Origin of the sequence: Mycobacterium florentinum (assembly GCF_010730355.1) — a bacterium.
Lineage (GTDB): Bacteria > Actinomycetota > Actinomycetes > Mycobacteriales > Mycobacteriaceae > Mycobacterium > Mycobacterium florentinum.
The window spans coordinates 3842154-3861217 of sequence record NZ_AP022576.1 but is presented as its reverse complement, the minus strand read 5'-3'; the positions used below and the strand labels follow the sequence as shown (position 1 = coordinate 3861217).

General features: G+C 66.4%; 19 protein-coding genes and 1 tRNA gene. 16 read left to right on the top strand and 4 right to left on the bottom strand.

The window, feature by feature from the left end; genetic code table 11:
* Positions 1–2 precede the first annotated feature (2 nt).
* The 4 genes from G6N55_RS18245 to G6N55_RS18230 all read left to right on the top strand — a co-directional run bounded on the left by G6N55_RS18245 (position 3) and on the right by G6N55_RS18230 (position 4356).
* Positions 3–827, top strand: coding sequence for a crotonase/enoyl-CoA hydratase family protein (locus G6N55_RS18245; RefSeq protein ID WP_085222034.1), 825 nt, complete (start codon positions 3–5; stop codon positions 825–827).
* A gap of 46 nt (positions 828–873) precedes the next feature.
* A complete protein-coding gene (gene lipE, locus G6N55_RS18240; protein ID WP_085222122.1) occupies positions 874–2109 on the top strand; it encodes a lipase LipE in 1236 nt (411 codons plus the stop codon).
* Between the two features lie 105 nt (positions 2110–2214).
* Positions 2215–3237 (top strand): baeRF2 domain-containing protein, encoded by a 1023-nt coding sequence (locus tag G6N55_RS18235; protein ID WP_085222033.1) that lies wholly within the window; start codon positions 2215–2217, stop codon positions 3235–3237.
* 69 nt (positions 3238–3306) lie between these two features.
* A complete protein-coding gene (locus G6N55_RS18230; protein ID WP_085222032.1) occupies positions 3307–4356 on the top strand; it encodes a baeRF2 domain-containing protein in 1050 nt (349 codons plus the stop codon).
* A gap of 6 nt (positions 4357–4362) precedes the next feature.
* On the opposite strand, the gene G6N55_RS18225 is transcribed toward G6N55_RS18230, so the two are convergent.
* Positions 4363–4449 (bottom strand) — tRNA-Ser (locus tag G6N55_RS18225).
* A 36-nt stretch (positions 4450–4485) separates the two neighbouring features.
* Between G6N55_RS18225 and G6N55_RS18220 the strand changes: the two genes are divergently transcribed.
* A complete protein-coding gene (locus tag G6N55_RS18220; protein WP_085222031.1) occupies positions 4486–5454 on the top strand; it encodes an NAD(P)H-quinone oxidoreductase in 969 nt (322 codons plus the stop codon).
* Between the two features lie 158 nt (positions 5455–5612).
* Here G6N55_RS18220 and G6N55_RS18215 read toward each other — a convergent pair whose 3' ends face one another.
* Complete coding sequence (locus G6N55_RS18215) at positions 5613–6809, bottom strand: cysteine desulfurase-like protein (protein ID WP_085222030.1); 1197 nt, start codon at positions 6807–6809, stop codon at positions 5613–5615.
* Between the two features lie 118 nt (positions 6810–6927).
* Between G6N55_RS18215 and G6N55_RS18210 the strand changes: the two genes are divergently transcribed.
* From G6N55_RS18210 to wzm, 5 genes are read left to right on the top strand one after another with little or no spacing between them, the layout of a single operon-like run.
* Positions 6928–8901: a DUF6541 family protein gene (locus G6N55_RS18210; protein ID WP_085222029.1), complete on the top strand. Its 1974-nt coding sequence runs from the start codon at positions 6928–6930 to the stop codon at positions 8899–8901.
* Between the two features lie 12 nt (positions 8902–8913).
* Positions 8914–9447 carry a bacterial proteasome activator family protein gene (locus G6N55_RS18205; protein WP_139826826.1) on the top strand — a complete coding sequence of 178 codons (534 nt, stop codon included), beginning with the start codon at positions 8914–8916 and terminating at the stop codon, positions 9445–9447.
* A 12-nt stretch (positions 9448–9459) separates the two neighbouring features.
* Complete coding sequence (wzt, locus tag G6N55_RS18200) at positions 9460–10308, top strand: galactan export ABC transporter ATP-binding subunit Wzt/RfbE (protein WP_085222028.1); 849 nt, start codon at positions 9460–9462, stop codon at positions 10306–10308.
* Positions 10301–11215, top strand: a complete 915-nt coding sequence (gene glfT1, locus G6N55_RS18195; RefSeq protein WP_085222027.1) for a galactofuranosyltransferase GlfT1 — start codon at positions 10301–10303, stop codon at positions 11213–11215. Before wzt ends, glfT1 begins: the two co-directional genes overlap by 8 nt.
* Positions 11212–12042 carry a galactan export ABC transporter permease subunit Wzm/RfbD gene (wzm, locus tag G6N55_RS18190; RefSeq protein ID WP_085222026.1) on the top strand — a complete coding sequence of 277 codons (831 nt, stop codon included), beginning with the start codon at positions 11212–11214 and terminating at the stop codon, positions 12040–12042. Before glfT1 ends, wzm begins: the two co-directional genes overlap by 4 nt.
* On the opposite strand, the gene G6N55_RS18185 is transcribed toward wzm, so the two are convergent.
* Positions 12039–12770 carry a C39 family peptidase gene (locus G6N55_RS18185; protein WP_085222025.1) on the bottom strand — a complete coding sequence of 244 codons (732 nt, stop codon included), beginning with the start codon at positions 12768–12770 and terminating at the stop codon, positions 12039–12041. The genes wzm and G6N55_RS18185 overlap by 4 nt on opposite strands.
* A 287-nt stretch (positions 12771–13057) precedes the next feature.
* Here G6N55_RS18185 and G6N55_RS18180 point away from each other — a divergent pair, with 287 nt between their 5' ends.
* On the top strand, positions 13058–13267 hold the full coding sequence (locus tag G6N55_RS18180) for a hypothetical protein (protein WP_085222120.1): 210 nt from the start codon (positions 13058–13060) through the stop codon (positions 13265–13267).
* 42 nt (positions 13268–13309) lie between these two features.
* Entirely contained in the window at positions 13310–14434 is a 1125-nt protein-coding gene (locus G6N55_RS18175) for an SPFH domain-containing protein (protein WP_085222024.1), read from the top strand.
* A 230-nt stretch (positions 14435–14664) separates the two neighbouring features.
* On the opposite strand, the gene G6N55_RS18170 is transcribed toward G6N55_RS18175, so the two are convergent.
* Positions 14665–15627, bottom strand: a complete 963-nt coding sequence (locus G6N55_RS18170; protein WP_139826825.1) for a hypothetical protein — start codon at positions 15625–15627, stop codon at positions 14665–14667.
* A gap of 313 nt (positions 15628–15940) precedes the next feature.
* Here G6N55_RS18170 and G6N55_RS18165 point away from each other — a divergent pair, with 313 nt between their 5' ends.
* From G6N55_RS18165 to G6N55_RS18150, 4 genes are read left to right on the top strand one after another with little or no spacing between them, the layout of a single operon-like run.
* Complete coding sequence (locus tag G6N55_RS18165) at positions 15941–16420, top strand: GreA/GreB family elongation factor (protein WP_085222022.1); 480 nt, start codon at positions 15941–15943, stop codon at positions 16418–16420.
* A gap of 39 nt (positions 16421–16459) precedes the next feature.
* Positions 16460–16882 (top strand): GtrA family protein, encoded by a 423-nt coding sequence (locus G6N55_RS18160; protein ID WP_085224794.1) that lies wholly within the window; start codon positions 16460–16462, stop codon positions 16880–16882.
* A gap of 32 nt (positions 16883–16914) precedes the next feature.
* Complete coding sequence (locus G6N55_RS18155) at positions 16915–18297, top strand: FAD-binding oxidoreductase (protein ID WP_085224792.1); 1383 nt, start codon at positions 16915–16917, stop codon at positions 18295–18297.
* The gene (locus tag G6N55_RS18150) at positions 18298–19062 is read left to right on the top strand and encodes a decaprenylphospho-beta-D-erythro-pentofuranosid-2-ulose 2-reductase (RefSeq protein ID WP_085224790.1); all 765 of its coding nucleotides are present in this window, start codon (positions 18298–18300) and stop codon (positions 19060–19062) included.
* Positions 19063–19064: the final 2 nt, after the last annotated feature.

Here is a 19064-nt window from a genome sequence, read left to right as displayed (position 1 = left end):
ACATGGGCGATACATACGAATCCGTCACCGTCGAGATCAGAGATCACGTTGCGCAGGTGACGCTGATCGGGCCGGGCAAGGGCAACGCGATGGGGCCCGCCTTCTGGTCGGAGTTGCCCGAGCTGTTCGGAGCCCTGGATGCCGACCCCGAGGTGCGGGCCATCGTCATCACCGGTTCCGGCAAGAACTTCAGCTACGGCCTGGACGTGCCCGCGATGGGCGGCACCTTTACCCCGCTGCTGGCCGGCGACGCGCTGGCCGGTCCGCGCGCGCATTTCCACGCCGAGATCAAGCGCATGCAGGGCGCGATCACCGCGGTCGCCGACTGCCGGACCCCGACGATCGCCGCGGTGCACGGCTGGTGCATCGGCGGCGGCGTCGACCTGATCTCCGCGGTCGACATCCGCTACGCGAGCGCCGACGCCAAGTTCTCGGTGCGTGAGGTCCGACTGGCCATCGTCGCCGACGTCGGCAGCCTGGCCCGCCTGCCGCTGATCCTCAACGACGGCCACCTGCGCGAGCTGGCGCTGACGGGCAAGGACATCGGCGCCGCCCGGGCCGAGAAGATCGGCCTGGTCAACGACGTGTACGACGACGCCGATGCCACGCTGGCCGCCGCTCACGCCACCGCCGCCGAGATCGCCGCCAACCCGCCGCTGACGGTGCACGGCATCAAGGACGTACTGGACCAGCAGCGCATCGCCGCCGTCTCGGAAAGCCTGCGCTATGTCGCCGCCTGGAACGCCGCATTCCTGCCCTCCAAAGACCTCACCGAGGGCATCTCGGCCACGTTCGCCAAGCGTCCGCCGCAGTTCACCGGGGAGTAGCCGGGCGCCACGTACCCTCGCTGGGGTGGCGAACACAACCACGCACATGACCCCGGACGGCAGGATCCGCGTCCCGGCCGACCTGGACGCGGTGACCGCGGTCGGCGACGAGGACCACTCGGAAATCGACAGCGCGGCCGTCGACCGCATCTGGCAGGCCGCCCGGCACTGGTACCAGGCGGGCATGCACCCGGCGATCCAGTTGTGCATCCGGCATCGCGGCCGCGTCGTGCTCAACCGCGCGATCGGCCACGGCTGGGGCAATGCGCCCACCGACGAGCCCGACGCCGAGAAGATACCCGTCGCGACGGACACCCCGTTCTGCGTGTACTCCGCGGCCAAGAGCATCGCCGCGACCGTGGTGCACATGCTCGTCGAGCGAGGTGTCTTCTCCCTCGACGACCGGGTCTGCGAATACATGCCCGGCTTCACCAGCCACGGCAAGCACCGCATCACGATCCGGCACGTACTGACCCACAGCGCCGGCCTCCCGTTTCCCACCGGGCCGCTGCCGGACCTCAAACGCACCGACGATCACGAGTACGTGCAGGAGATGCTGAGCAATTTGCGGCCGCTGTACCGGCCGGGGTTGATGCACATGTACCACGCACTGACCTGGGGCCCGCTGATCCGCGAGATCGTCTTCACGGCCACCGGCAAGGAAATCCGCGAGATCCTGGCCACCGAAGTCCTCGACCCGCTGGGCTTTCGCTGGACCAACTTCGGCGTCGCAAAGCAGGACCTCGCCCTGGTCGCGCCGAGCCATGCCACCGGCCAGCCGTTGCCGCCGGTGATCGCGCAGATATTCCGCAAGGCGATCGGCGGAACGGTGCACGAGATGATCCCGGTGACCAACACCCCGTTCTACTTGACCACGGTGATCCCGTCGTCGAACACCGTGTCGACCGCCAACGAGATGTCACGCTTCGCCGAAATCTGGCGCCGCTACGGCGAACTCGATGGTGTGCGGGTACTGCAGGCGGAAACGCTGCGCGGCGCGGTGACCGAATGCCGGCGGCTGCGGCCGGATTTCGCGGTGGGTCTGATGCCGGCGCGCTGGGGTATGGGCTTCATCCTCGGCACGAACCGATGGGGGCCGTTCGGGCGGAACGCACCGGCGGCCTTCGGCAGTCTGGGCTTGAGCAACATCGCGATCTGGGCCGACCCCGAGCGCGGCCTGGCCGCCGGACTGATCAGCAGCGGCAAACCCGGCCGCGACCCGGAACTGCGCCGTCACACGGCGCTGATGAACACCATCGCGGCACAGATCCCGACGGTTTAGCCCGCGTACCACGGTGCCCGGCGGGAACACCGACCGACAACACCGAACGTGCCTGGTCAACCGTCCAAGTGTTTTGCATCTGGACGCGCCGGGCAAACAAGCAGGATGCAATCCGACCGCTTCCGGCCACTGCTGGCCACACCGGGACCCTTCGCCTCGGTGTTTTTCGCGGACGCGGCGGATGCCGATGGCGCGGCCGCACAGGCCCGTCGTCAGTGGCCGGCATTGCGCGAACAACTGAAGCGCCAGGGAGCCGACGATTCGGTCGTCGCCGAAATCGAATACGTGGTGACGGAACTGGATCCGCCGATACGCCGCGGTGGGCGCGCGGTGGTCGCGGGCGCCACCGGGGTCGTGCTCAACGAGTACCTGCTGCGGGCCGCAGCAGAACCGATCGTGCGGGTGTCCGAGCTGCCCTACATCGTCCCCATCCTTGAAAACGGGCTCGAGCATTCGAACTATCTGCTGGTGGTGGTCGATCCCCGAGGGGCCCTGATCACCATCCACAAGGTCATCCGGCGCTCGGAGACGGTCGACGGGAGCGATACCCCGCTGCGGTGCGCGATCGCCGACCGCGTCGGCGAACTGGTCGATGACTGGTCATTGGAAGCGGTGTTCCTGGTGGGCGACGGGGAGTTGCGGGCGAAATTGCTGGCCGCGCTGCCGGAAGGGCTCCGAAACCGCACCACATCGCTACCGGTCGGCATCGGTCGCGGCGGATACGACTTCGAGGAGATTCAACGAGCCGTCGACACAACGCTGCTGCGTCGACGGCTCAGTCTGATCGATAACGCGACGGCGCGCTTCAACGCCGAGATCGGCCGCAATTCCGGGCTGGCCGCCGAGGGCCTCGGCGCCGTCTGTTCGGCGCTGCGGAACGGGGCGGTCGACACGATGATCATCGGCGAGATCGAGGACGCCACCGTAGTCGCCGACGCGGGCATGAAGACCGTCGCGCCGAGCGCCGACGCGCTCTCGGAACAGGGCGCCGCGCCCGCCAAGACGCTGCGGGCCGACGAAGCATTGCCGCTGTTGGCGATTTCCGTCGGGGCGTCGCTGGTCCGCACGGATGAGCGCATTACTCCCGCCGACGGAATCGGTGCCGTCCTGCGCTATGCGCCGTATTAGGCGGGACGGCACAACGGCGCGCAAATGCAAATGTGCTTTACCTCCAAGCGATTCGGGCAACAATGATGCATGGATTCGGACCGCTTCCGCGAGTTGCTCGCTGCGCCCGGACCATTCGCGTCGGTCTACTTCGAGGATTCCGATGATGACGACGACCCCAGCCCGGCGCTCGAGCTGAAATGGCGCGCACTGCACGAAGAGCTCAAGCGGCAGGGCGCGGCCGAATCGATCACCGCCGCACTCGAACACGCCGTCATGGAATTGCGTTTGCCGATCGGCCGCGGCGGGCGCGCGGTAGTGGCCACCGCCGGCGGCGTCGTCCTCAATGAATACCTGCTCCGGCCCACCGCGGCGCCAATTGTCCGAGTCTCCGAATTGCCCTATATCGTCCCCATTCTCGAGTTCGGCGTCGCCCATTCGGACTACTTGCTGGTAGTGGCCGACCGCACCGGCGCCATCATTACCAGCCACCTCGATGCGACGCGGTTCTCCGAGTCCGTCGATAGTCGCCACACGCCGGGCCAGCAATTGCGCACGGTCGCGGATCGCATCATCGAACTCACTCACGACACGGCGTTCGGCGCGCTGTACATGGTTGGCGATGCCGACGCGCGCTCGAGCCTGCTCGCGGCGCTGCCGGAATCCATTCGCAAGCGGGCGACATCGCTGCCGATCGCGGACCGGCGCGGCGGATATGACTTCGAGGAGATTCAGCGCGCCATCGACACCACACTGCTGTGGCAACGGCAGGGCGCGATGGACACCGCGGCTGCGCGCTTCAGCGCCGAGCTGGGCCGGCGATCCGGGCTGGCCGCCGAGGGACTCGGTGCGGTCTGTACTGCCCTGCGTCAGGGCACAATCGACACCCTGATCATCGGCAACATCGACGACGCCACGGTGGCCGCCGACGAGGGGATGACAACGGTCGCTCCCACCATCGCGGCACTGCCGGCGCAAAGCGCCGCCGGCGCCAAGACGCTGCGCGCCGACGAGGCGCTGCCCGTGTTCGCGATTTCGGCGGGTGCGACGGTGGTTCGTACCGACGAGCGACTCGCCCCGGCCGACGGTATCGGCGCGATTCTTCGCTGTGCGCCGACACCCGATCAGGGTCGCCGCTGAACACTGCGGTGGCGGAGGGATTTGAACCCCCGGACGGTTTTAGCCGTCTCTCGCTTTCAAGGCGAGTGCATTAGGCCGCTCTGCCACGCCACCGCAGACAAGGGTAACGGGGCTAGTACCGTGGCCCGCATGCGCGCCATCGTCGCCGAATCCTCCGACCAACTCGTCTGGCAAGACGTCCCCGATGTCACCGCGGCGGCCGACGAGGTGCTGATCAAGGTCACCGCGGCCGGCGTCAACCGCGCCGACGTGCTGCAGGCCGCCGGCAAGTATCCGCCGCCGCCGGGAGCCAGTGACACCATCGGCATGGAGGTATCCGGCGTCATCGCCGAAGTTGGCTCCGCTGTCACGGAATGGTCGGTCGGACAAGAAGTTTGCGCACTGCTGGCCGGCGGCGGCTACGCCGAATACGTCGCTGTCCCCGCCCCCCAGGTGCTGCCGATTCCGGACGGCGTCACCCTCGAGGATGCCGCGGGGCTACCCGAGGTGGCCTGCACGGTGTGGTCGAATCTGGTGCTGACCGCGCACCTGAGCAAGGGCCAGCTACTGCTGATGCACGGCGGGGCCAGCGGCATCGGGACCCACGCGATTCAGGTCGGGCGCGCGTTGGGTGCCCGGGTGGCGGTCACCGCCGGTTCGGCGGCCAAGCTGGACATCTGCCGCGACCTGGGTGCCGAGATCACCATCAACTATCGCGACGAGGATTTCGTCGCGCGGGTACAGGAGTCCGGCGGCGCCGACGTGATCTTCGACATCATGGGCGCCTCGTATCTGGACCGCAATCTCGACGCCCTGGCCACCGACGGGCAGCTGGTGATCATCGGCATGCAGGGGGGTCTCAAGGGCGAGCTCAACATCGGCAAGCTGCTGCCCAAGCGTTTACGCGTGATCGGCACGACGCTGCGGGGCCGGCCGGTGACCGGTCCGAACAGCAAGGGGGAGATCGTCGCCGCGGTGACGGCGTCGGTGTGGCCGATGATCGCCGACGGTCGGGTCCGGCCGATCATCGGCGCACGCATGCCGATTCAGCAGGCCGGCGAAGCGCATCAGAAGCTGGTGTCGGGCGACGTGCACGGAAAGATCGTGCTGGCCGTCTAGCTTTGCCGTTGAGTGTGCGCTCACGGCTTCCGGTGTGCGCCTGTGGCTTTGACGGTGCGCGGAGGACGGCATTTCTCGGCGTGTCTCCGCCGTGACCGCACACTCAAGGCCGTCGCCGCACAGTCGAGGGCGGGCGGCGGCGTAAACGCGAGGCCGGGTTAGCCCAACGACGCCAGCGCACGCACCAGCTGATCGACCTCGGCCATCGTCGAGTAATGCGCCAGCCCGACCGTCACCGCACCACCAATATCGTTGGCGCCCAGGGCATCCAGCACGCGTGAGCTCTCATTGGAGACGGCCAGAATTCCGTTGTCCGCCAAGCGTTGCACGACCCGCTCGGCGGGCACGCCCTGCAAAGCGAAGCTGACGAGCGGGATCCGTACCTCCGGGCGACCGATCAGCATCATCAACGGCAACGACCGCAACGAGATCATCAGGTAGTCGAAGATCCGGTTGAGATATGAGGCCGCCGATTGCATCGAAACCGAGAGCCGCTCGCGCCGGCTGCCACGGGCCGACTCATCCAACGCGGCAAGGTATTCGATGCTGGCAACGACGCCGGCCAGCAGACCGAACTGATGCGCGCCCACCTCGAGGCGGGCCGGGCCGGTGGCGTTGGGATCGGTGGAAACCGAGCTGAACGAGTTGATCAGCGCCCGATCGCGGAACACCATCGCGCCGACCGGCGGGCCGCCCCAGGCGAGGGCGTTCACCGCCACCACGTCGACCTCGGTCTCTTTGATGTCGAGCAGTCGGTAGGGCGCGGCCGCGGAATGATCGACGATCACCAGCCCGCCGACGTCGTGCACCAGCTTGGTCATCGCCCGCAGATCGGTGACCGTGCCCAGCGTTCCCGACGCCGAGGTGACCGCGACCAGCCGCGTCGACTTCCCAATCAGGCTCTCCCACTGCCACGTCGGCAGCTCACCGTTTTCGATGTCGACCTCGGCCCACTTCACCTTGGCCCCATACCGGTGCGCCGCCCGTAGCCACGGGGCGATGTTCGCCTCGTCGTCCAGGCGGCTGACGATCACCTCGTAGCCGAGGCCGGCCCGCGAGGACGATGCCTCGGCGAGCGAAGACAGCAGGATCGCGCGGTCGGCGCCCAGCACGATGGCCGTCGGGTCGGCGTTGAACAGATCCGCTACGGCCGCGCGCGCCGCATCCAGGACGGCCGCGCTGCGCTGCGCCGACGGGTGCGCGCCCACGGTGGTGGCACTAGAGCGGCGGAACGCCGTCGAGACCGTGGTCGCGACGGAATCGGGGATCAGCATCCCCGTCGGCGCGTCGAAGTGCACCCATCCGTCACCCAGTGACGGATGCAGTCCGCGCACCCGGGCGACGTCATAAGCCATGCCAGCCACCTTAGAGCTTCCGCACTTGAGCGAAATTGTGACGGTAACGGGTGCCGCAGACGTTGGAGCCAGCCGGTGGCTTCCCGAGCCAGGTCACCCGGCCAGCCATACTAGTCGAGTGGGCTTGTGGATCGGAACGCTGCTCGCACTGTTTTTGCTGATCGCTCCGGGGACAATCGTTGCGCGTATCGCCCAGCTAAGGTGGCCAATCGCGGTCGCAGTTGGCCCGGCGCTGACCTACGGTGTCGTCGCGCTGGCGATCATTCCTTACGGTGCGCTCGGAATTCCTTGGAACGGTTGGACTGCGCTCGCGGCGCTCGCGGTCGTGTGTGTGGTGGCGACGGGTTTGCAGCTGCTGCTCGCCCGCTACCGCGACACCGACGCCGAGGCGCGTGGGATCTCCCGCTTGCCGGCGCTGACAGTCGCGGCCGGGGTGCTGCTGGGCACGCTGCTGATCATGTGGGCCGCCTACCGGGGCCTGGCTGCCCACTGGCAGACCGTCCCCAGCACCTGGGATGCGGTGTGGCACGCCAACGAGGTGCGCTTCATGCTCGACACCGGGCAGGCGTCCTCCACGCACATGGGCGAGCTGCGCAACGTCGAGACCCACCAGGCGCTGTACTACCCCTCGGTGTTCCACGCCCTGACCGCCGTGTTCTGCCAGCTCACGGGTGCGGCACCGACCACGGGCTACACCCTGAGCTCGGTGGCGGCCTCGATCTGGCTGTTCCCGACCAGCGCGGCGATGCTCACCTGGCATCTGCTGCGCCCGGTGGTGACGCCGGGCCGCACGGCCGCGATCGCGGCCACCGCGGCCGCGCTGTCGGCGTCGTTCACTTCGGTGCCCTACGTCGAGTTCGGCGTGGCCGCGATGCCCAACCTGGCGGCCTACGGAGTCGCGATCCCGACGTTCCTGTTGACCACCTCGACGTTGCGGCATCGCGATCGCATCCCGATGGCCGTGCTGGCGCTGGTCGGCGTGCTGTCGGTACACCTGACCGGCGGATTCATCGTCGTCTTGTTCCTGTTGGGCTGGTGGCTGCTGGACGTGCTGTGGCATCCGGTGCGGGGCCGGCTCGCCGACACCGCAATCCTGGCCGCGACGGCGGTGCCGACCGGGCTGATCCTGGCGCCGCAGTTCATCGGGGTGCTCCGGCAGGCCGACATCATCGCCGGGCACGCCTTCCCCAGTTTCAAGAGCGCCAAGCAGGGCGTCATCGATGCGCTGCTGCTGCACACTCGCCACCTCAACGATTTTCCGACCCAGTACGGACTGGTCGTGCTGATGTATCTCGGCATGGCGTATCTGCTGTACAAGCGGATCTGGTGGCCGGTGGCGGTCTGGCTGGTGCTGACCGTGGCGACGATCTACTCGGGGGCCCCGTTTCACAACGCGGCCGGGGCGGTGATCGAGGAGTTCAGTCAGTTCTTCTACAACGATCCGCGCCGGCTCACCTCAGTGGTGACGATGCTGGTGACGCCGATGGCGGCCATCGCCTTGTTCGGAGCGGTCGTGCTGGCGGTCGCGATCGCCAAACGAATCACCGGCCGGTTCAAGCAACTACCCTCACCCTTCTGGGTCTCGGCCACCGCGGTGCTGCTGGTGTTCTCGACGGTGTTCATCGGGCGGCACTATCTGTATCGCCACATCGTGCTGTTCGGCGATAAGTACGACTCGGTGATCATCGACCAGCGCGACCTGATGGCGATGGCGTATCTGGCGAAACTGCCGGGCGCGCGCGACACCTTGATCGGCAACGCGAACACCGACGGCACCGCCTGGATGTACGCGGTGGCCGATCTGCATCCGCTCTGGACCCACTACGACTTCCCGCAGCAGACCGGGCCGGGGCCGCAGCGCTACATCTTCTGGTTGTCCGCCCGCAAGGGTGTTGACGATCCGAAGGTGGTCGAGGCGATCAAGGCGCTCAATATCCGGTACATCTACACCAGCTCGCCCACGGTTCGCGGGTTCGCCGTGCCCGACGGACTAGTGTCGCTGGAAAAGTCGAAGTCGTGGGCGCTGATCTACGACAACGGCGGCGCCAGAATTTACGAATGGCGCGGAAATGCCCCCGCGCCCCGGCCATAGACGTACGAGAGGATGGTGACCGGATTGACTAACGGCAACGACGACGACGGCGTCGAGGTGATCGGCGGCGTCGATCCGCGGATCATGGCACTGAGCCAGGCGGCCGACGACGAGGATTCCGACGAGCGCTCCCTGACCGATCTGATCGAGCAGCCCGCCAAGGTGATGCGCATCGGCACCATGATCAAGCAATTGCTCGAAGAGGTGCGTGCGGCACCGCTCGACGAGGCCAGTCGCAAGCGGCTGCGCGACATCCACGCCACCAGCATCCGGGAGCTGGAAGACGGTCTCGCGCCGGAACTTCGCGAGGAACTCGACCGCCTGACCCTGCCGTTCGGCGACGACGCCGAGCCGTCGGACGCCGAGTTGCGCATCGCCCAGGCCCAGCTGGTGGGCTGGCTCGAGGGGCTGTTCCACGGCATCCAGACCGCACTGTTCGCCCAACAGATGGCCGCCCGCGCGCAGCTCGAGCAGATGCGCCAGGGCGCCCTTCCCCACGGAATTGGGCGTCACGGTCCGGGCTCGGGCACCGGACAGTACCTGTAAGAGCAGGCGTCGGTGTCAGGTCCTCGCGGTCCGCATATCGAGACCAGCAACGCGTGGGTGGAATTTCCCATCTTCGACGCGAAGTCGCGATCGCTGAAGAAGGCCTTCCTCGGCAAGGCGGGCGGCACGATCGGCCGCAACAACTCCAACGTCGTCGTCGTTGAGGCGTTGCGGGACATCACGATGTCGCTCGAGCTGGGCGACCGGGTCGGCCTGGTCGGCCACAACGGGGCCGGCAAATCGACTTTGCTGCGCCTGCTTTCGGGCATCTACGAGCCCACCCGGGGCTGGGCCAAGGTCACCGGCCGGGTCGCGCCGGTGTTCGACCTCGGCGTCGGGATGGACCCCGAGATCTCCGGCTACGAGAACATCATCATCCGTGGCCTGTTTCTCGGGCAGACCCGAAAGCAGATGCTGGCCAAGGTCGACGAGATCGCCGAGTTCACCGAGCTCGGGGATTACCTGTCGATGCCGCTACGCACCTACTCCACCGGGATGCGGGTCCGGCTGGCGATGGGAGTGGTCACCAGCATCGACCCCGAAATCCTGCTGCTCGACGAGGGCATCGGCGCCGTGGACGCCGACTTCTTGAAAAAGGCGCAGTCGCGATTGCAAGGGCTGGTGGAGCGGTCCGGAATCCTGGTCTTCGCAAGCCATTCCAACGAATTCCTGGCCCGGCTGTGCAAGACCGCGATGTGGATCGACCACGGCGTGATCCGCCAGACAGGTGGCATCGAAGACGTGGTGCGCGCGTACGAGGGCGAGGATGCGGCCCGGCACGTCCGCGAGGTGCTGGAAGAGACCCGGCTGCAGATTCAGGCCGATAAACCGCTGGCGCAAAGCGCTTCCGGGGATGAGTGAGTCCATCTTCGCCGTCGTGGTCACCCACCGGCGTCCCGACGAGCTCGCGAAGTCGCTGGACATGCTCAGCGCGCAGACCCGGCTGCCCGATCACCTGATCGTCGTCGACAACGACGGTGGTGCGGATAGCCGGATCCGTGACCTGGTTGCCGCCCAGCCGATCTCGACCACCTACCTGGCGTCGCGCCGCAACCTCGGCGGCGCAGGCGGTTTCGCGTTGGGCATGCTGCACGCGCTGGCCCAGGGCGCCGACTGGGTGTGGCTGGCCGACGACGACGGCCGCCCACAGGACTCACAGGTGCTGGCCACGCTGCTGGCCTGCGCCGAGAAGCACGGCCTGGCCGAGGTGTCGCCGATGGTCTGCAATATGGACGACCCGGAGCGGCTGGCCTTCCCGTTGCGGCGTGGCCTGGTATGGCGCAGGCGCACAAGCGAATTACGCACCGAAACGGGACAAGACCTACTGCCCGGGATCGCGTCGCTGTTCAACGGCGCGCTGTTCCGGGCGTCCACCCTGGACGCCGTCGGCGTCCCGGACATGCGGCTGTTCATCCGCGGCGACGAGGTCGAACTGCACCGCCGGCTGGTGCGCTCCGGGCTGCCGTTCGGGACCTGCCTGGACACCATCTACCTGCATCCCTGCGGATCCGAGGAGTTCCGGCCGATCCTGGGCGGCCGCATGCACACGCAATACCCCGACAACCCGACGAAGCGGTTCTACACCTACCGCAACCGCGGCTATCTGTTGTCTCAGCCGGGTCTGCGCAAGTTGCTGGTCCAGGAGTGGGTGCGGTTCGGTTGGTTCTTCCTGATATCCCAGCGCGACCCCCGAGGCCTGATGGAGTGGATTCGGTTGCGCCGCTTGGGACGTCGTGAGCAGTTCGGCAAGCCTGGAGGATCGGCATGACTTTCATCGACGCCGCGGCACAGTCGCGGACCTTTACCCGGGCCCGCACCGACCTGCTGGACGGATTTCGCCGCCGGGAGCTGTGGCTGCACCTGGGCTGGCAGGACATCAAGCAGCGTTACCGCCGCTCGGTGCTGGGCCCGTTCTGGATCACCATCGCGACCGGCACGACGGCCGTCGCGATGGGCGGGCTGTATTCGAAGCTGTTCCACCTCGACCTGTCGGTGCACCTGCCGTATGTGACGCTCGGCCTGATCATCTGGAACCTGATCAACGCCGCGATCCTGGAAGGCGCCGACGTGTTCGTCGCCAACGAGGGTCTGATCAAGCAGTTGCCGACGCCGTTGAGCGTGCACGTGTACCGGCTGGTGTGGCGACAGATGATCCTGTTCGCGCACAACATCGTGATCTATCTCGTCGTCGCGATCATCTTCCCCAAGCCGTGGTCGTGGGCCGATCTTTCGGTGATTCCGGCGCTGGCGCTGATCGTGCTCAACTGCATCTGGGTGTCGCTGTGCTTCGGCATCCTGGCGACGCGTTACCGCGACATCGGTCCCTTGCTGTTCTCGATTGTGCAGTTGCTGTTCTTCATGACGCCGATCATCTGGAACGACGACACGTTGCGGCAGCAGGGCGCGGGCAGCTGGTCGAAGATCGTCGAACTCAACCCGCTGCTGCACTATCTCGACATCGTGCGGGCGCCGCTGCTGGGCGCCCACCAGGAGATGCGGCACTGGGCGGTGGTGCTGGTGCTGACCGTCGTCGGCTGGATCCTGGCGGCGTTCGCGATGCGGCAATACCGCGCCCGGGTGCCGTACTGGGTTTAGGCGGCCGCGTCGGTGACGATCATCTCGTCGTCGCTGGTGGCCCACGCCTTGGTGAAGAGTGCGAGGGAAACCGTCTCGTTCGCACCGTCGTCGGCGCCGCTGTCGTTGAGGTGCACCTTGTCGTTGACGACATCGACCCCGGTGACGACGACCGCGTGGTCGGAGGAGGGCTGGCCATTGCGGTCCTTGGCGTCCACCGGCTGGCCCCAGATCATTTCGCCGTTCACCTCGACGATCACCTTGCGACCGTCGGCCAGGTAGTGCTTGAGCGCGGCCATCCCGGTGGAGACTCCCGTCGTGGGCGCATCGCTGGTGTTGGTCAGCTTGGCCGTGACGCCATAGTGCGCCAGCAGCAGCGGCAGGTCATCGGGGCTGGTGCCCTGGCCGGAGTTCGGGTCGCTGGTGTCCTTGGGAATGGTGTAGATCGATCCGGGGTGGGACCGGCTCGGCAGCTTCTGCGCCACCGCGATGATCTCCTGCTCCGAGACCGGGTGCCCGGTCACCTCGCCGATCACGTCGGCGGCGGCCATCAGCGCGCAGTCGTCATAGGTCTGGGGCTTCCAGAACGCGGCCGCGGTGATCGGGTCGCCGTACATCCCACCGGTGGTGGTGTCGTCGGCGTGGGCCAACCCCGTCGCCAAGCCGAGGGCGAGACCAGCGGCGAAGACCGCGAGACCGACAGTCCGGGCGGCCTTTCCGGCCACGGCGCCAAGCTTGGTCGTGATCATGATGGGCTCCTTTGCTCATCTGCGCCTAGCGATTCAGGTGCGTGAGGAAAGGCTCGACCATCGCCCTCTACGAATCCTTGGAAGCGGGGCACCAAGGATTCTTTGAGAATCCGCCAAGACTCCGGTCAGACGCTGGGTCGATAGGAAAAACCCTGGATAACAGGTGATTTGGATCGACGTCGGCACGCAGCGAAAGGTTTCCTATGCATCCGGTTCGGCAGTGCGACGCCGGCGTCTATCCTTGCGGCAAACGTGCCGAAACTCCCTCGATGGAGGAATATGCGACCGTGAGCGACGCCTTGGCAATCGGTTGTGTGGGGAAGCTGGTCGTGGCGACCCGCGGCGACCGTGGCCCCGGCGAGGTGTTGGTGACCGTGCGGGGGTCCAAGGAGACCTTCCTTGCCTGGTCCGACGACCCACTACCGAAGGGCAGCATGGTCCTGGTGGTCGAGACCCGGGGCGGACGGACGGTGGTGGTCGAGCCTTGGAACGAGTGAACTCCCCTGCTACACAACACCACAACCTAAGGAGTCTAAGAAATGCTCGGTTATAGGGTGCCCGCGCCGGACGAGGCGATGCTGATCTCCGGTGCCAAAGCCAAGGGCGACGCCCCGTTCCGGGTGGTCACCGGCCACGGCGCCTTCGTCCTCCCGTTCTTCCGCAAGGCGCGCTTTTTGACGCTGGCCATGTGTGAGTCCGAGGTCGCCGAAAAGTGCGTCACCCAACAGGGAATCACTCTCAACGTCCGGGCGGTGATCGCGTTCAAGGTCGGCAACGACACCGAGAGCATCATCAGCGCCGCCCAACGATTTTTGTCCGAGCAGGATCAGATGTCGGTACTCACCGGCCGGATCTTCGCCGGTCACCTCCGGTCGATCATCGGGTCGATGACCGTCGAGCAGATCATCCGGGAACGCCAGAAGCTCGCCACCGAGGTCCTCGACGGCTCCAAGGAGGAGATGGCCCGGATCGGCCTGGCCGTCGACGCGCTGCAGATCCAGTCCATCGACGACGACGGCCTGGGCTACATCAACGCGATGTCGGCACCGCACAACGCGGCCATCCAGCAGATGGCACAGATCGCCCAGGCCCAGGCCAACCAGAAGGCCGCCGAGGCCGAGCAGGAGTCACAGCGCCAGCAAGCCGAATTCGCCCGTCAGACCGCGGTCGTCAAGGCCCAATACAAAGCGGAGGTCGACAAGGCGCAGGCGGAGGCCGCCCAGGCGGGCCCGCTGGCCGAAGCCGAGGCCCAGCGCGAGGTGCTGGCAATGCGCACCGAACTGGCCCAGCGTGCCGCCGAACTGCGCCAGCAAGAGCTGGTCGCCGAGGTGGTCAAGCCCGCGGAGGCCGAAGCCGAGCGGGTCCGGATCCTGGCCGTCGCCGATGCGGAGCGAATGAAGATCCTGGCCGAGGCGGCGGCGTCGCACAACCGGGTTGCCTTGGACAAGGCGCTCATCGACCAGCTGCCCGACATCGTGGAGCGGGCCGCGGCCGGGCTCGCCGGCGCGAACCTCACCGTGCTCAACGGGGCGGACGGCCTCAGCCAGGTGGCCAGTGGACTCGTATCGCAGGGCAAGGCGATCTTCGACGCGCTGCGCGGCGAGATCGTCGAGTACGACGACAACGCGACGGTCACCGAGACCACGGACGCGCCGTCACACTAGAGCATCGCGAATGATGCAGTGCACCAACTGATTTCGCTATACCGCGTCGAACAGCACATCCCACAGTGCGTCCCAGCGCACGTCCCTAAGCACGTCCGTATTGGCCTGAACTTGGATTCCCGAGAGCCCTGAGAGTCCCGAGGTTCCCGCCAGACCCGGCGAAGCCAGTGCGCTCAGCGCTGGATTCGCGGCAGGCGTCGGCACCGCCGGAGCAATAAACGCGGTGCCGATCAAACCCTGGGGCCCGGCCGAGCCCCCCGGGCCGCCGGTCCGATGATCAAGCTTCCGCCGGTTTGGATGGGCAGGGTGGCACCGGCATTCACCGTCACGAACCCGCCGTCGTTGACCGTCAGGGTGGTTCCGTTGCCGACGGTCAAGATGCCGGTGTCGTTAAGTGTGACCATGCTGGCGCCGTTGACGGTCAACGTGCCGCCTGTGTTGAGAGTCCAGGCGGCGTCGCCGTTGAGGGTGAGCGCGCCGCCGGACTGAATGGTCAGCGCGCCGCCATCGGTGACGTTCAAGCCGGCACTGGCAAAGCCCACGTGGCCGCCATTGTCGACAAACATCGCGCCGGAGTCGGTGATGGTGCCCGAGTTGCTGAGCAGGAAGCCATTGTTCTCGACCGTGAAAATGCCGCCGTGGTCGATCGTCAGGCTGCCGTTGAGACCCACCGAGAATGAGCCGGCATCGTTGACAACCCCGCCGCCGTCGACGTTCAACGTGCCGAAGACCTGCAGGCCACCATTCACGTTGAGGGTGCCGGCGTCGGTGAAGGTGCCGCCGGCGTTGACGAAAACGCTGCCCCCGTTGGCATCGGTGAAGGCGCCACCGACGTTGACGGTGACCGTGCCCGCGTCTGTAAAAACGTTGCTCACGGTGAGGGTGCCCGTGTCGGTGCCACCCTGACTTACAGTCAGCAAGCCGCCAGTGTTGACAGTCAAGTGGCCGGCATCGGACAAAGCACCACCGCCGGTCACGGTGAGGAAGCCGGTATCACCGGTGGTGGTAGTGCTCACGGTCAGTGTGCCGCCGCTATTGACCGTGAGCGTCCCGCCATCGGTCAACATGCCGCCACCGGTCACGCTCAGGCTGCCGCTGTCGGACAGGGTGGTTGCGGCATTGATGATCATGCCGCCGTTGTCGGTCAGGGAACCGCCCGCGTCAATCGTCAGGGCGTTGTCGACGGTGAGCACTCCGCCGGAGTTGACGATGATTTGGCCACCGCTTTGGATCGTGGTTCCGCCTACGGGGACGTCGTAGGCAAAGCCATTCGCGATGGTGATGGTTTGCCCGTTGGTGATGGTGCTCGGCAGCGTGGGGCCTCCCAGGCAGTGCCAAAAGTGCTGCCGTCCGGTGGCGGCGCGCGTGTATAACCGATGAAGCGCGCGCCGAATATCGGTGGCGGCCGAGTTCGTGTGGTGCAACACTGAGGCACCACAAATTCATCACCAAGCAAATTGGTGCGCTCCCGCGACTAACACGGGGCGCCGCGGAAGGTCGACGGACGTGAGTAAAAAAGTCCAATCAGTGGCGGATGCGGCGCGGGAGAGTCTTGCCGCCGAGCTGCAACGGCTGCGGGAGCGGCGCGATCTTCTCGAGGCCGAGGTCAAGGGCGACCGCGGGATGACCGGCGATCACGGCGACGCGGCGGAGGCGATCCAGCGGGCCGAGGAGTTGGTCGGCCTCGGCGACCGGATCAACGAACTGGACCGGCGGCTGCGGACCGGGCCGTCCCACCACGAAGAGGACAATTCGCTGCCGAGCGGCACCGAGGTGACCCTGAAGTTCGCCGACGGTGAGGTCGTCACGATGCACGTGATCTCCATCGTCGAAGAGACGCCTGTCGGTCGCGAGGCCGAGACGCTGACCTCCCACAGTCCGCTGGGGCAGGCACTGGCCGGCCACAAGGCCGGCGACACCGTCACCTACTCGACCCCCCAGGGCGAAAGCCAGGTCGAGCTGATCGCCCTGAAGCTGCCCCGCTAGCCGCCGCTGGGGCCCGCCCGCCCCCGATAAACTCCCCGAATGCTTCCCCCCGAGTCCGACACCGCTCCGGCGCGCCTGAGTCTGACCACGCAGATCACGCGTTTCGTGGTGACCGGCGGGATGGCCGCCGTCGTCGACTTCGGGCTATACATGCTGCTCTGGAAGGTGCTGGGCGTTCAGGTCGACGTGTCCAAGGCCATCAGTTTCATCGTGGGCACCATCACCGCCTATCTGATCAACCGGCGATGGACCTTCCAGGCACAGCCGAGCACCGCGCGCTTCATCGCGGTCATGGTTCTCTACGGCATCACCTTCGCCGTGCAGGTCGGGCTGAACCATCTGTGTCTGGTGTTGATGCACTACACGGGCTGGGCGGCCATCGTCGCGTTCGTGATCGCACAGGGCACCGCCACGGTGATCAACTTCATCGTGCAGCGAGTCGTGATCTTCCGCATTCACTGACCCCTACCGTGCAAGCGGTACCCTCTTTGACGATGTTGAGCGCCGACTTTCCGACCACCCCGACCCGGCTGATGGGCTTCGGCCGCACCGCGCCGTCGGTGGCGCACGTGCTCTCGACGCCCGATCCCGAGGTGATCGCCAAGGCAGTGGCCCGGATCGCCGACTCCGGCGGCCGAGGCGTAATCGCGCGCGGGCTGGGCCGCTCCTACGGAGACAACGCGCAAAACGGCGGCGGCCTGGTGATCGACATGACGGTGCTCAACCGCATCCACTCGATCAGCGCCGACACCCGGTTGGTCGACGTCGACGCCGGCGTCAGTCTGGATCAATTGATGAAGGCGGCGCTGCCGTTCGGGTTGTGGGTGCCGGTGCTGCCCGGCACCCGCCAGGTGACCATCGGCGGCGCGATCGCGTCCGACATCCACGGCAAGAACCATCACAGCGCGGGCAGCTTCGGCAGCTACGTGCGCTCGATGGACCTGCTGATGGCCGACGGCTCCATACACACGATCACCCCTGAGGGCCCCGAGTCCGAATTGTTCTGGGCCACCGTCGGGGGCAACGGCCTGACCGGGATCGTGTTGCGCGCCACCATCGCGATGACACCGACCGAGACGGCGTACTTCATCGCCGACGGCGTGTCCACCAACGACCTCGACGAAACAGTCGCCGCGCACGTCGACGGCAGCGAGAGTCGGTACACCTACTCCAGCGCCTGGTTCGACCTGATCAGCCCGCCACCGAAGCTCGGCCGCGCCGCCATCAGCAGGGGCAGCCTGGCGAAGCTGGATCAGCTACCGAAAAAACTCGCCAAGAATCCGCTGAAATTCGATGCACCGCAACTGTTGACGGTGCCCAACATCTTTCCGATCAGCGCGATGAACAAGCTGTCGTTCATGGCGATCGGCGAGACCTACTATCGGCTCGGCGGAACCTACACCGGCAAGATCCAGAATCTGTCGAAGTTCTACCACATGCTCGACCTGGTCAGCGGTTGGAATAACGCTTACGGCCCAACGGGTTTCGCGCAGCATCAGTTCTTGGTGCCACCGGACGCGATGGACGAATTCAAGGCCATCATCCGCTGGATCCAGACCCAGGGCCACTACTCGGCGCTGAACGTGTTCAAGCTCTTCGGCCCGGGCAACCGCGCACCGCTGAGTTTCCCGATGGCCGGCTGGAACGTCGCGATGGACTTCCCCAACAAGCCCGGGGTCAACGAGTTCCTCAACGAACTCGACCGCCGGGTGCTCGAATTCGGCGGGCGGGTCTATACCGCCAAAGACTCGCGCACCACCGCCGAAACCTTCCACGCCATGTACCCGCGCATCGACGAATGGATCGCCGCGCGCCGCAAGGCCGACCCGCTACGGGTTTTCGCCTCCGACATGGCCCGACGTTTGGAGCTGCTCTAGATGGTGCTCGACGCCGTGGGAAACCCGCAGACGATCCTGCTGCTGGGCGGTACCTCCGAGATCGGGCTCGCGATCTGCGAGCGTTATCTGCAGAACGCGCACGCGCGAATCCTGTTGGCCGCCATGCCCGGCGACCCCGGACGTGACGACGCGGTGGCGCAGATGAAGGCAGCCGGTGCGCGCTCGGTCGAACTGCTCGACTTCGAGGCCACCGAACCGGACAGCCACCCCAAGATGATCGAGGCGGCCTTCGCCGACGGCGACGTCGACGTGGCCATCGTCGCGTTCGGGATCCTGGGCGACGCCGAAGAGCTGTGGCAGAACCAGCACAAGGCGGTGCTCGCCGCCGAGATCAATTACACAGCAGCGGTTTCGGTGGGCGTGCTGCTGGGTGAGAAGATGCGCGCGCAGGGCTTCGGCCAGATCATCGCGATGAGCTCGGCGGCCGGCGAGCGGGTGCGGCGGTCCAACTTCGTCTACGGCTCCACCAAGGCCGGCCTGGACGGCTTCTACCTGGGTCTCGGAGAAGCCTTGCGTGAGTATGGAGTTCGCGTACTGGTGATCCGTCCGGGCCAGGTGCGTACCCGGATGAGCGCGCATGTCAAGGAAGCGCCGCTGACCGTCGACAAAGAGTACGTTGCCAACCTCGCGGTCAGCGCGTCCGCGAAAGGTAAGGAATTGGCTTGGGCACCAGGAGCATTCAAGTACGTGATGATGGTGTTGCGACACATCCCGCGGCCCATCTTCCGCAAGCTGCCCATCTGATC

Excerpts from the sequence above, each read along its gene's own strand:
- G6N55_RS18245 (WP_085222034.1), top strand. The coding sequence starts at position 3 with ATGGGCGATACATACGAATCCGTCACCGTCGAGATCAGAGATCACGTT.
- lipE (WP_085222122.1), top strand. The coding sequence starts at position 874 with ATGACCCCGGACGGCAGGATCCGCGTCCCGGCCGACCTGGACGCGGTG.
- G6N55_RS18235 (WP_085222033.1), top strand. The coding sequence starts at position 2,215 with ATGCAATCCGACCGCTTCCGGCCACTGCTGGCCACACCGGGACCCTTC.
- G6N55_RS18230 (WP_085222032.1), top strand. The coding sequence starts at position 3,307 with ATGGATTCGGACCGCTTCCGCGAGTTGCTCGCTGCGCCCGGACCATTC.
- G6N55_RS18220 (WP_085222031.1), top strand. The coding sequence starts at position 4,486 with ATGCGCGCCATCGTCGCCGAATCCTCCGACCAACTCGTCTGGCAAGAC.
- G6N55_RS18215 (WP_085222030.1), bottom strand. The coding sequence starts at position 6,809 with ATGGCTTATGACGTCGCCCGGGTGCGCGGACTGCATCCGTCACTGGGT.
- G6N55_RS18205 (WP_139826826.1), top strand. The coding sequence starts at position 8,914 with ATGGTGACCGGATTGACTAACGGCAACGACGACGACGGCGTCGAGGTG.
- glfT1 (WP_085222027.1), top strand. The coding sequence starts at position 10,301 with ATGAGTGAGTCCATCTTCGCCGTCGTGGTCACCCACCGGCGTCCCGAC.
- wzm (WP_085222026.1), top strand. The coding sequence starts at position 11,212 with ATGACTTTCATCGACGCCGCGGCACAGTCGCGGACCTTTACCCGGGCC.
- G6N55_RS18185 (WP_085222025.1), bottom strand. The coding sequence starts at position 12,770 with ATGATCACGACCAAGCTTGGCGCCGTGGCCGGAAAGGCCGCCCGGACT.
- G6N55_RS18175 (WP_085222024.1), top strand. The coding sequence starts at position 13,310 with ATGCTCGGTTATAGGGTGCCCGCGCCGGACGAGGCGATGCTGATCTCC.
- G6N55_RS18160 (WP_085224794.1), top strand. The coding sequence starts at position 16,460 with ATGCTTCCCCCCGAGTCCGACACCGCTCCGGCGCGCCTGAGTCTGACC.
- G6N55_RS18155 (WP_085224792.1), top strand. The coding sequence starts at position 16,915 with ATGTTGAGCGCCGACTTTCCGACCACCCCGACCCGGCTGATGGGCTTC.
- G6N55_RS18150 (WP_085224790.1), top strand. The coding sequence starts at position 18,298 with ATGGTGCTCGACGCCGTGGGAAACCCGCAGACGATCCTGCTGCTGGGC.